We start from the raw sequence: 13131 nt of genomic DNA, 5'->3' as shown, positions 1-13131 counted from the left end.
CGTCCGACTGCCTCAACGAGGGCCTAGCCGGCCGGCAGGATGGGCGCCGGGTCGTCGCCGACATCAACCGCCTGTTCCGGGAGAGTTTCGCGCCCGCCGTTGCGGCCGACTAATACATTCGCGCATCGGCGCTGGGCTTACAGCCGCCAGAGTTTCTTCGCGTTGCCGGACAAAAGCTTCGCGCGCTCGGCCTCGCTCGCGCCGGCAATGAGCGCGTGTGTCGCCGCCACCCAGCCGAGCAGCCCGCCGCCCAAGGTGCACACGGGCCAGTCACTGCCCCACACGACGCGGTCCCAGCCGAAGCTTGCGATGGTGTGCTCGACATAGGGCCGCAGCGTCTCGGCGGTCCAGGTCGCGGGATCGGCATAGGCGACGACGCCGGAGATCTTGCCGACGACATTGGGGCGCCGCGCGATCGCGGCTATCTGCTCGCGCCAGGGGTGCTCGGCCTTGCCCTTGATGTCGGGCACGCCGCAATGATCGAGGACGAACTGCACGTCCGGCGCCAGATCGACGAGCGCAATGGCCTGCATCATCTGCCTCGGCAGGACGCAGAGATCGAACGTCAGTCCGCTGCCGGCGATACGCTTGATGTTTTCGCGAAAAAGCGCGCCCTCGGAAACGTCGTCGGGCACGACATGCAGCACGCGGCGAAAACCCTTCACGAAAGGATCGGCTTTCACCTTGTCCAGCCAGGCGGCGAAACCGGCCTCTTCCGGCCGGCACGAGACGATCGCGCCCCGCACCAGGCTGCCGGGCTTCTTCGACTGTCCTTCGACGTGAGCCGTCTCGGCCTCGATATCGGCCGGGTCGACATCGACCTCCATATGCAGCGCCTGCTCTATGCCCGCGCGGCGCGCCTCGGTGGCATATTCATCGTGGGAGAAGTTGCGGTCGAGCGCCGGCACGCCGGACAGCCAAGGGTAGCGCAGCGCCGCCTTGTCGATGAGATGCAGGTGCGTGTCGACGATCATGGCTTCCTCCCTTGTCGCTTATGCATGTCACCCAAAAGTGTGCAGCGGTTTTGGGTGACATGCATCAAAACCCTGGATTCGATCATCTCACGGGAGAATTCATCATTCAAATAAGAATTATCCCTTTGGCCGCACATCCGATCCGGCGAGTTGCGACAGACGGGCGGCGGCGGCCTGGAGCAGCGTGATGGTCCTGGTGATATCGGGCGCGGACGGCGCGTTGACCAGGGTGATGTAGGGTATGGTGAGCGCGGCGATGCCGCGGCCGTCGGGACCGAGCACCGGCGCTGACAGATTGTAGACGCCGGCCGTCTGCAGCGAAGCCATCATCTCATAGCCGCGGTCGCGCACCTGGTCGAGGCGGGCGAAGAAGTCGGGCGACAGCTTCATCTCCTCGTTGCTGCGCAAGTGCTCGGCGATCATCATCTCGCGCTCTTCCGGCGAGCGGAACGCCAGCAGGACATGTCCCGACCCGGTGTCGAACAGGCTGATATGCGAGCCGACGCGGATCGAGATACCCCAGTATCGCGGCGCTTCCTGCTGGGCGATGACGACCGCGCTGCCACGATCGAACACCACGAGCTGGTTCGCCTGCCACGACGTCTCGGCCAGTTCGCGCATGATCGAGGTGGCGTAGGAGACCAGCCTGCGCACCGGCGCATGCAACTGGCCGAGCCCGAAGAGCTTCAGCGTCAGCGAATAGCGGTCGCCGTCGGGGCGTGTGACGTAGCCGCGCTTCACCAGCCGGTCGAGCATCCGGTAGAACTCGTTCGGGCTGCGGTCGAGCCGCTTGGCGATCTCGGCCTGGGTCAGGCCGCCGTCGACGCTTGCCAACAGCTCCAGGATGTCCAGCCCTTTGTCCAGAGCCGGCGCGCGATAGCGGTCTTCTTCGTCGTCCTGCACCGGATGCCCCTCTGGTGAATTTTCATCTTCATATACGCAAGAGCGCCATCGTTGGAAAGCAGTTTCGGCTTGACGACTTATGAATATTTTGTTTGCATATGAATGAAGCTGCTGAGCTTCAGATCACGACGGCTGTCGGCCGTCCAGGGAGGATATTCATGAACAGACTGCTTTCCGGCGTCGCCGGCGCATTGCTCATGGCATCGGGCGCGGCATTCGCGGCCGATCTGCCGGGCAAGTTTCCCGGCGTCACCGTCGACGCCAAGCTGATTGGCGGCCAGCAATACGAGAAGCTCTACGAGCGTATCGGCGAGTGGGAGAAGGCGACCGGTGCCAAGGTCAACGTCATCTCCAAGAAGAACCACTTCGATCTCGACAAGGAGATCAAGTCGGATATTGCCTCCAACTCGATCACCTGGTGCGTCGGCTCCAACCACACCTCGTTCGCGCCGCAATATCCGGGCATCTACACCGATCTCGCCAAGCTGCTGCCGAAGGAGGAGATCGATGCCTTCGTGCCTGCCAACATCGCGGCCGGAACGCTGGATGGCAAGCTGGTGATGCTGCCGCGCGCGCAGTTCGACGTCTCGGCGCTCTACTACCAGAAGAGCCTCTATCAGGACGAAGCCAAGAAGAAGGCCTACAAGGAGAAGTACGGCGAGGACCTCGCGCCCCCGGACACGTTCGACGAGATGGCCCAGCAGGCGGAATTCTTCGCCAGCCCGCCCGACTTCTACGGCACGCAATATGCCGGCAAGGAAGAGGCGATCAACGGCCGCTTCTACGAGATGCTGATTGCCGATGGCGGCGAATATCTCGACAAGGACGGCAAGCCGGCCTTCAACTCCGAGGCCGGCGTCAAGGCGCTCGACTGGTTCGTCAAGCTCTACAAGGCCAAGGCCGTGCCCGCCGGCACGACCAATTATCTTTGGGATGACCTCGGCCAGGGCTTCGCGTCTGGCACCGTGGCGATCAACCTCGACTGGCCGGGCTGGGCCGGCTTCTTCAACGACGCGAAGTCGTCCAAGGTCGCCGGCAATGTCGGCGTCAAGGTCCAGCCCAAGGGCTCGTCCGGCAAGCGCTCCGGCTGGTCCGGTGCGCATGGCTTCTCGGTGACCGAGAACTGCGCCGACAAGGAAGCCGCTGCCTCGCTCGTCTGGTGGCTGACCAATGAGGACAGCCAGAGGCTGGAAGCCGCGGCCGGCCCGCTGCCCACCCGCACCAAGGTCTGGGAATGGGACCTCGATCAGGCGAAGTCCGATCCTTACAAGACCGAAGTGCTGCAGGCCTTCCAGGAAGCCGCCAAGAACGCCTTCCCGGTGCCGCAGACGCCGGAGTGGATCGAGATCTCCAACGCCGTCTATCCGGAGCTGCAGGCCGCCATCCTCGGCGACAAGACCTCCAAGCAGGCGCTCGACGACGCGGCCGCCAAGGCGACGCAGATCCTCGAGGACGCGGGCAAGCTCTAATGCATGTCGCCCAAAAGTGCGCAGCGGTTTTGGGTGGACGACATGCATCAGAACAAAGGCTTAAAGCGCGTCGCTTGGAGTTCGTTTCGAAGCGACTCGCTTTAAGCGCCATCCTCCCCGCGGCGCCGGTCCTCGCGACCGGCGCCGCTTTGACCGATGCGGCCGGCCGCGACACGGATCGCCAGCAGCACTACCATCTTTGGAACATTGCATGACTGCCAAGCGGCTTTCCGCGCCAACCCTTCTTCTGCTGCCGGCCGTGCTCGTGCTGGCGGCAGTGGTGGTCGTGCCGCTCTGCCTGTCTTTCTATTCCAGCTTCACGCCGTTCAGGCTGACGCGGCCGGAAACCTTCTTCACCTTCATCGGGCTGCGCAACTATCGCAACATCCTGTCCAACGCGAATTTCTGGTGGGCCTTCGGCCGCACCGTGCTCTTGCTCACCATCGCGCTCAATCTCGAGATGCTGCTGGGGCTCGGCCTTGCGCTGCTGGTCGAGAAGGCCAGCCGCGGCCAGCGGCTGCTGCGCACCATCATGATGTTCCCGATGATGTTCTCGCCGATCCTGGTCGGCTTCCAGTTCAAGTTCATGTTCAACGACAATATCGGGTTGGTGAACAACGCGCTGCAGTCGCTCGGCCTGACGCAGGACGCCATCCCGTGGCTGATCGAAGGCCACCTTGCCTTCATCGCAATTTCGATTGCCGAGATCTGGTCGTCGACCTCGATCTTCGCGATCCTGATCCTCGCCGGCCTGCTCGCCATGCCGAAGGAGCCGGTCGAGGCGGCGCGAGTCGATGGCTGCACGCCGTGGCAGACCTTCCGCTATGTGACCTGGCCCTTCATCATGCCGTTTGCCTATATCGCCATGACCATCCGCTCGCTCGACGTCGCGCGCGCCTACGACATCGTCAAGATCATGACGGATGGCGGCCCGGCCGGCCGCACGGAACTGTTGTGGACGCTGGTGGCGCGCACCGCCTATAGCGACGCGCGCATGGGTGTCGCCAACGCGATGGCCTATTTTTCGATCCTGCTGTCGATCGTCTTCACCGTCTATTTCTTCAAAAAGCTCGCCGCGGCGCGCACCCAGATCGGCGCGGAGTGGTGATGATGGACGCCAACGCATCCGCCCGCCTGAAGCGCCGCGCTGGCGTCGTCGCCCATCGCGTCGGCCTGTTCCTCGCCATGCTTTTGATCTGCCTGCCCGGCGTCTGGATCGTGCTGTCGTCCCTGCGGCCGACGGTCGAGATCCTAGCCAAGCCGCCGGTCTGGATCCCGCAGCAAGTCTCGCTCGATGCCTACATCGCCATGTTCAGCGGCGTCGGCAAGGGCGGCATCCCGGTCCTCGATTATTTCCGCAACTCGCTGATCATCTCGGTGACGTCGACCGTCATTGCCATCGCCATCGGCATGGCCGGCGGCTACGCCTTCGCCCGCTACCGCTTCCGCGGCAAGTCGGCGATGTTCCTCGGCCTGATGCTGACGCGCACCGTGCCCGGCATCGCGCTGTCGTTGCCGCTGTTCTTCGTCTACGCCCGGCTCGACATCATCGACACGCATTTCGGCCTGATCCTGGCCTACGTCGCGCTCAACGTGCCCTTCACCATCTGGCTGATCGACGGCTTCTTCCGCCAGGTGCCGAAGGACCTCGCCGAGGCGGCGCAGATCGACGGCTGCACGCGCTGGCAGGCCTTCTGGCAGGTCGAGTTTCCACTGGCCGGACCGGGGATCGCGTCGGCCGGCATCTTCGCCTTCCTCACCTCCTGGAACGAGTTCGCGCTGGCTTCGCAGCTCACGCGCTCGATCAATTCGAAGACGCTGCCCGTCGGGCTGCTCGATTACACCGCCGAATTCACCATCGACTGGCGCGGCATGTGCGCGCTGGCCGTGGTGATGATCATTCCGGCGCTTATCCTCACTTTCATCGTGCAGAAGCACCTCGTCGGCGGCCTGACCTCCGGCGCGGTGAAAGGTTGATCCGATGGCGATTGTCTCGCTCAAGAAACTCACCAAGCGTTACGGCAACATGGAGATCGTGCACGGCATCGACCTCGATGTCGCCGACCGCGAGTTCATCGCGCTGGTCGGGCCGTCGGGCTGCGGCAAGTCGACCACGCTGCGCATGATCGCCGGTCTCGAGGACATCTCCGGCGGCACGATCGAGATCGGCGACCGCATCGTCAACGACCTGCCGCCGCGCTCGCGCAACATCTCGATGGTGTTCCAGTCCTACGCGCTTTATCCGCATATGACAGTGCGCGAGAATCTCGGCTTCTCGTTGAAGATCGCCGGCGCGCCGAAGGAGGAGATGGCCCGCCGCGTCGCCGAGGCCTCGGCCATTCTCGGCCTCGACGCGCTGCTGGAGCGCCGCCCCTCGCAGCTTTCCGGCGGCCAGCGCCAGCGCGTCGCCATGGGCCGCGCCATCGTGCGCGACCCGGACGTCTTCCTGTTCGACGAGCCGCTCAGCAATCTCGACGCCAAGCTGCGCACCCAGATGCGCACCGAGATCAAGAAGCTGCATGCCAAGGTGAAATCCACGGTCATCTATGTCACGCACGACCAGGTCGAGGCGATGACTCTCGCCGACCGCATCGTCATCATGCGCGACGGCTATATCGAGCAGGTCGGCACGCCGGATGAAGTCTTCCAGCGGCCGGCCACGCGCTTCGTCGCGGGCTTCATCGGCTCGCCGCCGATGAACCTGCAGGAGGCGACCGTTGACGACGGCAAGGTCGTTTTCGCCGGCGGCCAGAGCCTGCCGCTGCCCGGCCGTTTCAAGGCTAGGGTCAGCGCCGGCGACAAGGTGATTTTCGGCCTGCGTCCCGACGACCTCTATCCAGCAGGCCACGGCCTGCATTCGGGTGACGCCGCCGATGTCCATCAGATTGAGCTGCCGGTGACGGTGACGGAGCCGCTCGGCAACGAAACGCTGGTGTTCGCCGAATTCGATCGCCGCGACTGGGTCTCGCGCATGCTGAACCCCAGGCCGTTGAAGGCCGGCGACCGCGTCGCCATGAGCTTCGACCTGTCGCAGGCGCATCTGTTTTCCGCGGAAACCGGCAAATCCTTGAGGAGCTGACGATGGCCAAGATCGAGAAAGTCGAGCTTGCAATGGTCGATCTGGTGCCGAAGGTGAAGCGCACCGACGCGATCCAGAGTTTCGTCAGCCAGGAAACTCCGATCGTCACCATCACCGACGCCGACGGCGCGGTCGGCATGGGCTATTCCTACACGATCGGCACCGGCGGTTCTTCGGTGATGCGGCTTCTGGCCGATCACCTCGCGCCGCGCCTTATCGGTGAGGACGCCGACCGGATCGAGGCCATCTGGCACGATCTCGAATTCGCCACCCACGCCACCACCATCGGCGCCATCACGGCAATCACGCTCGCGGCAATCGACACCGCGCTCTGGGACCTGCGAGCGAGGAAGCAGAACCTGCCGCTCTGGAAACTCGCCGGCGGCGCCAAGGACCGCTGTCCGCTCTACACCACCGAAGGCGGCTGGCTGCACCTCGAGACGGCCGCACTTGTCGAGGATGCCCTGGCCGCCAAGGCGAAAGGCTTCACGGGCTCCAAGGTCAAGATCGGCAAGCCGCACGGTTCGGAGGATTTCGCCCGGCTTTCGGCCGTGCGCAAGGCCGTCGGCGACGGCTACGAGATCATGACCGACTGCAATCAGGGTTTTACCGTCGATGAAGCCATCCGGCGCGCCGAGCGCTTGCGCGATCTCGATCTCGCCTGGATCGAGGAGCCGCTGCCCGCCGACGACATCGACGGCCATGTGCGGCTGTCGAATTCGACCGCGACGCCGGTGGCCGTCGGCGAGTCGCTTTATTCGATCCGCCATTTCCGCGAATATATGCAGAAGGGCGGCTGCAACATCGTCCAGGTCGATGTCGGCCGCATCGGCGGCATCACGCCGTGGCTGAAGGTGGCGCATATGGCGGAGGCCTTCGACATGCCTGTCTGCCCGCATTTCCTGATGGAACTGCATGTCAGCCTGGCCTGCGCGGTGCCGAACGGCAAATATGTCGAGTACATTCCGCAGCTGGATGAGTTGACGGGCAAGAAGATGGTGATCGAAAACGGCCATGCGCTGGCCCCAAGCGAGCCGGGCCTCGGCATCGACTGGGATTTCGATGCGCTCAAGGCGCGCAGCATCGCCGAATTCAACGTGACCATCACCGAACGGAGAAATTGAGATGCAGCGCATGGGCATGGTGCTCGGCCTGAAGCCGGAGAAGGTCGACGAATATGTGCGCCTGCACGCCGCTGTGTGGCCGGACGTGCTCAAGATGATCTCGGCCTGCAACATCAAGAACTACTCGATCTATCTCAAGCGTCCGGAGAACCTGCTGTTCTCCTATTTCGAATATCACGGCACCGATTATGCCGCCGACATGGCCAAGATGGCCGCCGACCCGAAGACCCAGGAATGGTGGGCGGTCTGCATGCCTTGCCAGGAGCCCTTGCCGACCAGGCAGGAGGGCGAATGGTGGGCGATGATGGATGAAGTCTTCCACCATGACTGACGCCTTCGACCCTCGATTGCTGGCGCAATCCTGGCCAGCGCCTGCGAAGCCGCGTCCGATTGTAACCTTCGGCGCCGGCTCGATCGTTGGCGACGCGCACTTGCCGGCCTATCGCAAGGCCGGCTTTCCAGTTGCCGGCCTCTACGATCCCGACCATGCCAAATCCGGAAAACTGGCTGAGAAGTGGGGCGTGACGGCGTTCCGCTCGGTGGGCGAGGCGGCCGCTGTCAAGGACGCGATCTTCGATCTCGCAACGCCGCCCGGCCGGCACGCCGAGGTCCTGAAGGCCCTGCCCGATGGTGCGGTCGCATTGATCCAGAAGCCGATGGGCAACTATCTCGGCGAGGCAACCGAGATCCTCGAAATCTGCCGCGCCAAGAAACTCAAGGCTGCGGTCAATTTCCAACTGCGCTTCGCGCCGATGATGCTGGCGCTGAAGGACGCGATCGCCAAGGGCTGGCTGGGCGAGGTCGTCGACTTCGACGCCTGGCTGGCGCTTGCCACGCCGTGGCAGCTCTGGGAATTCCTGCTCAAGGCGCCGCGCGTCGAGATCGCCATGCATTCGATCCATTACCTCGACCTGATCCGACAGCTCCTCGGCGACCCCAAGGGGGTCCACGCCAAAACGCTCGGCCATCCCAATCACAAGGTCGCGCAGACCCGCACCAGCGCCATCCTCGACTATGGCGACACGGTGCGCTGTGCGCTCTCGATCAACCACGATCACAAATTCGGACGCCGGCACCAGGCCTGCGAGTTCCGCATCTGCGGCACCGAGGGCGCTGCCTATGTCAAGCTCGGACTCAATCTCGACTATCCTCGCGGCGAGCCCGATGTGCTGGAGATCTATCCCAAAGGTGGATCCGACTGGGTCAGCGTGCCGCTCACCGGCGAATGGTTCCCCGACGCCTTTGTCGGGCGCATGGCCAATGTCGCCGAGTTCATGAAGACGACGCCCTTCGGCCAGCGCATCGCCCATGGCACGCTGGTGTTCTCGGTCGGCGTCGGCCTCACGGCAACCGTCATCAACCCGGTCGCCTTCTCCTATGGCTATGACAGGCTGCGCTTCATCAAGCCGGTGTTCATCGGCGACACGATCCGCACGCGCACGACGATCGCCGCGAAGGAGAACGATCCGAAACGACTGGACTCAGGGCGCGTCATCGAACGCGTCGAGGTCATCAACCAGCGCGACGAAGTCGTACTCGCCGCCGATCACATCTACATCGTCGAGCGGCGTCCCCGACTCGGCTGAACGACGGAGACAAAAACAACATGGCTGATCTGACGGGCAAGGTCGTTGTCGTTACCGCGGCGGCGCAGGGCATCGGTCGGGCAAGCGCGCTTGCCTTCGCCAAGGCCGGCGCAATCGTCCACGCCACCGACATCAACGAGGCGGTTCTGCCCGAGCTCGGCAAGATGCCCGGCGTCAAGACCCGCAAGCTCGACGTGCTGAACGACGAGGCCGTGAGGGCCGCCTTCGCCGAGATCGGCCGCGTCGACGTGCTGTTCAACTGCGCCGGCTTCGTCCATTCCGGTTCGATCCTCGAGATGAAGGACGAGGACCTCGACTTCGCCTTCAATCTCAATGTGCGCGCCATGATCCGCACCATCCGCGCCGTGCTGCCCGGCATGCTGGAGCGCGGCGATGGCGCCATCATTAACATGGCCTCGGTCGCGGGCGCGCCGAAGGGCGTGCCCAACCGCTTCGCCTATGGCGTGACCAAGGCGGCCGTGATCGGCCTGACCAAGTCGATCGCCGCCGATTATGTCGCCAGGGGAATCCGCTGCAACGCGGTCTGCCCCGGCACGGTGGAGAGTCCGTCGCTCGAAAGCCGCATGCGCGCGCAGGGCGACTATGAGGCCGCCCGCGCCGCCTTCATCGCCCGTCAGCCGATGGGAAGGCTGGGCACGGCTGAAGAGATCGCCGATCTCGCCGTCTATCTCGCCGGCGCGACTTACACGACCGGACAGGCCTATAATATCGACGGCGGCTGGTCGATCTGATGAGGCACTGAGCATGACACGCATTACCGATCTTCGCACCTTCGACCTGCGCTTTCCGACGTCGCAAAGCCTCGACGGGTCGGACGCGATGAACCCCGACCCGGACTACTCCGCGGCCTATGTCATCCTCGACACCGACGTCCCGTCGTTGAAGGGCCATGGGCTCACCTTCACCATCGGCCGCGGCAACGAGATCTGCTGCGCGGCGATCGAAGCGCTGCGCCATCTGGTCGTCGGGCTCGACCTCTGCTGGGTCAAGGAGGACCCCGGCCGTTTCTGGCACCACGTGACCGGCGACAGCCAGCTGCGCTGGATCGGCCCGGACAAGGGCGCCATGCATCTTGCGGTCGGCGCGGTCGTCAATGCGGTCTGGGACCTGTGGGCGAAGGAAGCCGGCAAGCCGGTCTGGCGGCTGGTCGCCGGGATGAGCCCGGAAGAGACCGTCAAGATCGTCGACTTCCGCTACCTCACCGATGCGATCACGCCGGTCGAGGCGCTGGAGATCCTGAAGAAGGCCGAAGCCGGCAAGGCCGAGCGTATCGCCACGCTCGAGCGCGAAGGTTATGCCTGCTATACCACCTCGGCCGGCTGGCTCGGCTATCCCGACGACAAGCTGCGGCGGCTCTGCCAGGAAGCGGTCGACCAGGGTTTTGACCACATCAAGCTGAAGGTCGGCCGCGACCGCGCCGACGACATCCGCCGCCTCAGGATCGCCCGCGAGGTGATCGGCCCGGACCGCTACCTGATGATCGACGCGAACCAGGTCTGGGAGGTCGACCAGGCGATCGACTGGCTCACCGACCTCGCCTTCGCCAAGCCCTTCTTCATCGAGGAACCGACCAGCCCGGACGATGTTGCCGGCCATGCGAAAATCCGCAAAGCCGTGGCGCCGATCAAGGTCGCGACCGGCGAGATGTGCCAGAACCGCATCATGTTCAAGCAGTTCATCGCAGGTGGCGCCATCGACGTCGTGCAGATCGATTCCTGCCGCATGGGCGGGCTCAACGAAGTGCTGGCCGTGCTTCTGATCGCGGCCAAGTTCGGCTTGCCGGTCTGGCCGCATGCCGGCGGCGTCGGCCTGTGCGAATATGTCCAGCATCTGTCGATGATCGACTATGTCGCCCTCTCGGGCACCAAGCAGGACCGCGTGATCGAATATGTCGATCACCTGCATGAGCATTTCCTCGATCCCTGTGTCATCGAGAACGCGGCTTACATGCCGCCGACGGCACCAGGCTTCTCGATCGAGATGAAGGCGGATTCCATTGCCGCCTATCGACATCGCGGTTGACTGCGAGTCGTAACGCAGGCGATCAAACCTGCGTTACGACATCGCTTCTGAACCGTTCACCGCGGCGAGCGCCGTGATCCGCGTCAATCAACCTCGACGGCAAGCACCGAGACGCAATCACCGGCCTTGACCAGGCCCGGGAAATGACGCGCGGCCAGCAGGCCCGACATCCTGGCCCTGATCTCCTGCGGCGCGACGCCGGTGCGGCCTGTCGAATGGATGCGCGCCACGACCTGGCCCTCATCCACTTTCTCGCCGAGATCGACCATGGTCTCGATCATGCCGTCCTCCTCGGCGAAGGCAAAGCAATCGCCCGAAGGCATGTCGAGCCAGCGGGTTCTGCCCTTCTCGATCGTACCAGCGACGATGCCGGCGTGGCGAAGCACGTTGAGCACGCCGCGACGGGCGATGCGTACCGTCTCGGCCCGTGATGTGCCGCCGCCGCCAAGCTCGGTGGTGACGAAGACCTTGCCCATCTCCTCCGCCGCCGTGTCATACATGCCGACCGTGTCGATCTCGGTCATGCGCATCGAGAACGGCGCCGAGAAAGCCTCGACAGCGGCGAAGGCCTTCTCTTCCTGCGCCTTGTCGAGCAGCGTGTGCGCGGCGCAGAACGGCACGAAGTCCAGCGTCTTTCCGCCGGAGTGGAAGTCGAACACGATGTCTGCCCGCGGCAGCAATTCGCGCTGGAAATAGTCGGCGATCTTCTCCGTCACCGTACCGTCCGGCCGGCCGGGGAAGCTGCGGTTCATGTTGCCCTTGTCGATCGGCGAGGTGCGGGTGCCGGCTCGGAAGGCCGGATAGTTCATCGCCGGCACGATGATGACCGTGCCGGAGACATCCTTAGGATCGAGCGTGCGGGCGAGTTCGTAGAGCGCCAGCGGTCCCTCATACTCGTCGCCGTGATTGCCGCCGGTGAGCAGCGCCGTCGAGCCCTTGCCGTTGCGGACGACGCAGATCGGGATCATCACCGAGCCCCAGGCGGAATCGTCGCGGCTGTAGGGCAAGCGCAGGAAGCCGTGCTGGACGCCGTCGCGTTCGAAGGCGACGGTCGGCGTGATCGGCGATGGACGCAGAGCTGACATTGCCTCAATCCTTCACGAACAGCTTGCGCGGCACATTGGCCAGGCACTCGACACCGGTCTCGGTGATCAGGATCGACTCGGTGATCTCTAGTCCCATTGTCTCAAGCCAGAGACCCGTCATGAAATGGAAGGTCATGCCGGGCTTGAGCTCGGTGCGGTCGCCGGGGCGCAGGCTCATGGTGCGCTCACCCCAGTCCGGCGGATAGGAGATGCCGATCGGGTAGCCGGTGCGGTTGTCCTTGACGATGCCGTACTTCTTCAGCACTGCGAAGAAGGCATTGGCGATGTCCTCGCAGACGTTGCCCGGCTTCGCGGCGGCAAGGCCCGCCTCCATGCCTTCCAGCGTCGCCTTCTCGGCGTCGAGGAAGGCCTGCGTCGGCTTGCCTAGGAAGACCGTGCGCGACAGCGGGCAATGGTAGCGGTTGTAGCAGCCGGCGATCTCGAAGAACGTGCCCTCGCCCGCCTTCATCGGCTTGTCGTCCCAGGTGAGATGCGGCGCGGAAGCGTCGGCGCCCGACGGTAGCAGCGGCACGATCGCCGGATAGTCGCCGCCGATGCCCTCGACGCCGCGCGTGCCGGCGTCGTAGATCTCGGCGACCAGATCGCATTTGCGCATGCCGACTTCGATCTTGTCGACGATGCGCTGGTGCATCGCCTCGACGATGCGGGCGGCATTGCGCATGTAGTTGATCTCGGTCGGGCTCTTCACGGCGCGCTGCCAGTTCACCAGCGCGGTGGCGTCGACGAAACGGGCGTTGGGCAGGTGCTTCTGCAGCGAGGCGAAGGCGGCCGCCGAGAACCAGTAATTGTCCATCTCGACGCCGATGGTCAGCTTGTCCCAGCCGCGCTCTGCCAGCACGCTCGCGAG

Annotated in this window: 13 protein-coding genes; 9 read left to right on the top strand and 4 right to left on the bottom strand. The window is 64.2% G+C overall.

Annotated features, from left to right (window positions below; all coding sequences use genetic code 11):
- Positions 1-137 precede the first annotated feature (137 nt).
- Entirely contained in the window at positions 138-974 is an 837-nt protein-coding gene (locus tag EOA29_RS10400) for an amidohydrolase (protein WP_126092259.1), read from the bottom strand.
- Between the two features lie 117 nt (positions 975-1091).
- Complete coding sequence (locus EOA29_RS10395) at positions 1092-1877, bottom strand: IclR family transcriptional regulator (protein WP_126092258.1); 786 nt, start codon at positions 1875-1877, stop codon at positions 1092-1094.
- A gap of 158 nt (positions 1878-2035) precedes the next feature.
- On the opposite strand from EOA29_RS10395, the gene EOA29_RS10390 reads away from it, so the two are divergent.
- The 9 genes from EOA29_RS10390 (at position 2036) to EOA29_RS10350 (ending at position 11178) form a co-directional block, all read left to right on the top strand.
- Positions 2036-3346, top strand: a complete 1311-nt coding sequence (locus EOA29_RS10390; RefSeq protein WP_126092257.1) for a sugar ABC transporter substrate-binding protein — start codon at positions 2036-2038, stop codon at positions 3344-3346.
- A gap of 211 nt (positions 3347-3557) precedes the next feature.
- Positions 3558-4454, top strand: a complete 897-nt coding sequence (locus EOA29_RS10385; RefSeq protein WP_126092256.1) for a sugar ABC transporter permease — start codon at positions 3558-3560, stop codon at positions 4452-4454.
- A 2-nt stretch (positions 4455-4456) separates the two neighbouring features.
- A complete protein-coding gene (locus EOA29_RS10380; RefSeq protein ID WP_126095781.1) occupies positions 4457-5323 on the top strand; it encodes a carbohydrate ABC transporter permease in 867 nt (288 codons plus the stop codon).
- Positions 5324-5327: 4 nt separating this feature from the next.
- Entirely contained in the window at positions 5328-6425 is a 1098-nt protein-coding gene (gene ugpC, locus EOA29_RS10375) for a sn-glycerol-3-phosphate ABC transporter ATP-binding protein UgpC (RefSeq protein ID WP_126092255.1), read from the top strand.
- 2 nt (positions 6426-6427) lie between these two features.
- Complete coding sequence (locus EOA29_RS10370; protein WP_126092254.1) at positions 6428-7549, top strand: mandelate racemase/muconate lactonizing enzyme family protein; 1122 nt, start codon at positions 6428-6430, stop codon at positions 7547-7549.
- Position 7550: 1 nt separating this feature from the next.
- Positions 7551-7880 carry an L-rhamnose mutarotase gene (locus EOA29_RS10365; RefSeq protein ID WP_126092253.1) on the top strand — a complete coding sequence of 110 codons (330 nt, stop codon included), beginning with the start codon at positions 7551-7553 and terminating at the stop codon, positions 7878-7880.
- Positions 7873-9135, top strand: coding sequence for a MaoC/PaaZ C-terminal domain-containing protein (locus EOA29_RS10360; protein ID WP_210213130.1), 1263 nt, complete (start codon positions 7873-7875; stop codon positions 9133-9135). Before EOA29_RS10365 ends, EOA29_RS10360 begins: the two co-directional genes overlap by 8 nt.
- A 20-nt stretch (positions 9136-9155) precedes the next feature.
- Positions 9156-9887: an SDR family oxidoreductase gene (locus EOA29_RS10355; RefSeq protein WP_126092251.1), complete on the top strand. Its 732-nt coding sequence runs from the start codon at positions 9156-9158 to the stop codon at positions 9885-9887.
- A gap of 13 nt (positions 9888-9900) precedes the next feature.
- Positions 9901-11178 (top strand): L-fuconate dehydratase, encoded by a 1278-nt coding sequence (locus EOA29_RS10350; protein WP_126092250.1) that lies wholly within the window; start codon positions 9901-9903, stop codon positions 11176-11178.
- Between the two features lie 83 nt (positions 11179-11261).
- Here the strand turns inward: EOA29_RS10350 and doeB are convergent, their stop codons facing one another.
- Both doeB and EOA29_RS10340 read right to left on the bottom strand, forming a co-directional pair.
- The gene (doeB, locus tag EOA29_RS10345) at positions 11262-12263 is read right to left on the bottom strand and encodes a N(2)-acetyl-L-2,4-diaminobutanoate deacetylase DoeB (protein WP_126092249.1); all 1002 of its coding nucleotides are present in this window, start codon (positions 12261-12263) and stop codon (positions 11262-11264) included.
- 4 nt (positions 12264-12267) lie between these two features.
- The coding region (locus tag EOA29_RS10340) for a M24 family metallopeptidase (protein WP_127220856.1) at positions 12268-13131 on the bottom strand (864 nt) is incomplete at its 5' end.

Origin of the sequence: Mesorhizobium sp. M1E.F.Ca.ET.063.01.1.1 (genome assembly GCF_003998155.1) — a bacterium.
Lineage (GTDB): Bacteria > Pseudomonadota > Alphaproteobacteria > Rhizobiales > Rhizobiaceae > Mesorhizobium.
The sequence above is the reverse complement of the archived record's forward strand: the minus strand, read 5'-3'. Positions and strand labels throughout refer to the sequence as shown.

Excerpts from the sequence above, each read along its gene's own strand:
- ugpC (WP_126092255.1), top strand. The coding sequence starts at position 5,328 with ATGGCGATTGTCTCGCTCAAGAAACTCACCAAGCGTTACGGCAACATG.
- EOA29_RS10350 (WP_126092250.1), top strand. The coding sequence starts at position 9,901 with ATGACACGCATTACCGATCTTCGCACCTTCGACCTGCGCTTTCCGACG.
- EOA29_RS10360 (WP_210213130.1), top strand. The coding sequence starts at position 7,873 with ATGACTGACGCCTTCGACCCTCGATTGCTGGCGCAATCCTGGCCAGCG.
- doeB (WP_126092249.1), bottom strand. The coding sequence starts at position 12,263 with ATGTCAGCTCTGCGTCCATCGCCGATCACGCCGACCGTCGCCTTCGAA.
- EOA29_RS10380 (WP_126095781.1), top strand. The coding sequence starts at position 4,457 with ATGGACGCCAACGCATCCGCCCGCCTGAAGCGCCGCGCTGGCGTCGTC.
- EOA29_RS10365 (WP_126092253.1), top strand. The coding sequence starts at position 7,551 with ATGCAGCGCATGGGCATGGTGCTCGGCCTGAAGCCGGAGAAGGTCGAC.
- EOA29_RS10390 (WP_126092257.1), top strand. The coding sequence starts at position 2,036 with ATGAACAGACTGCTTTCCGGCGTCGCCGGCGCATTGCTCATGGCATCG.
- EOA29_RS10355 (WP_126092251.1), top strand. The coding sequence starts at position 9,156 with ATGGCTGATCTGACGGGCAAGGTCGTTGTCGTTACCGCGGCGGCGCAG.
- EOA29_RS10400 (WP_126092259.1), bottom strand. The coding sequence starts at position 974 with ATGATCGTCGACACGCACCTGCATCTCATCGACAAGGCGGCGCTGCGC.
- EOA29_RS10370 (WP_126092254.1), top strand. The coding sequence starts at position 6,428 with ATGGCCAAGATCGAGAAAGTCGAGCTTGCAATGGTCGATCTGGTGCCG.
- EOA29_RS10385 (WP_126092256.1), top strand. The coding sequence starts at position 3,558 with ATGACTGCCAAGCGGCTTTCCGCGCCAACCCTTCTTCTGCTGCCGGCC.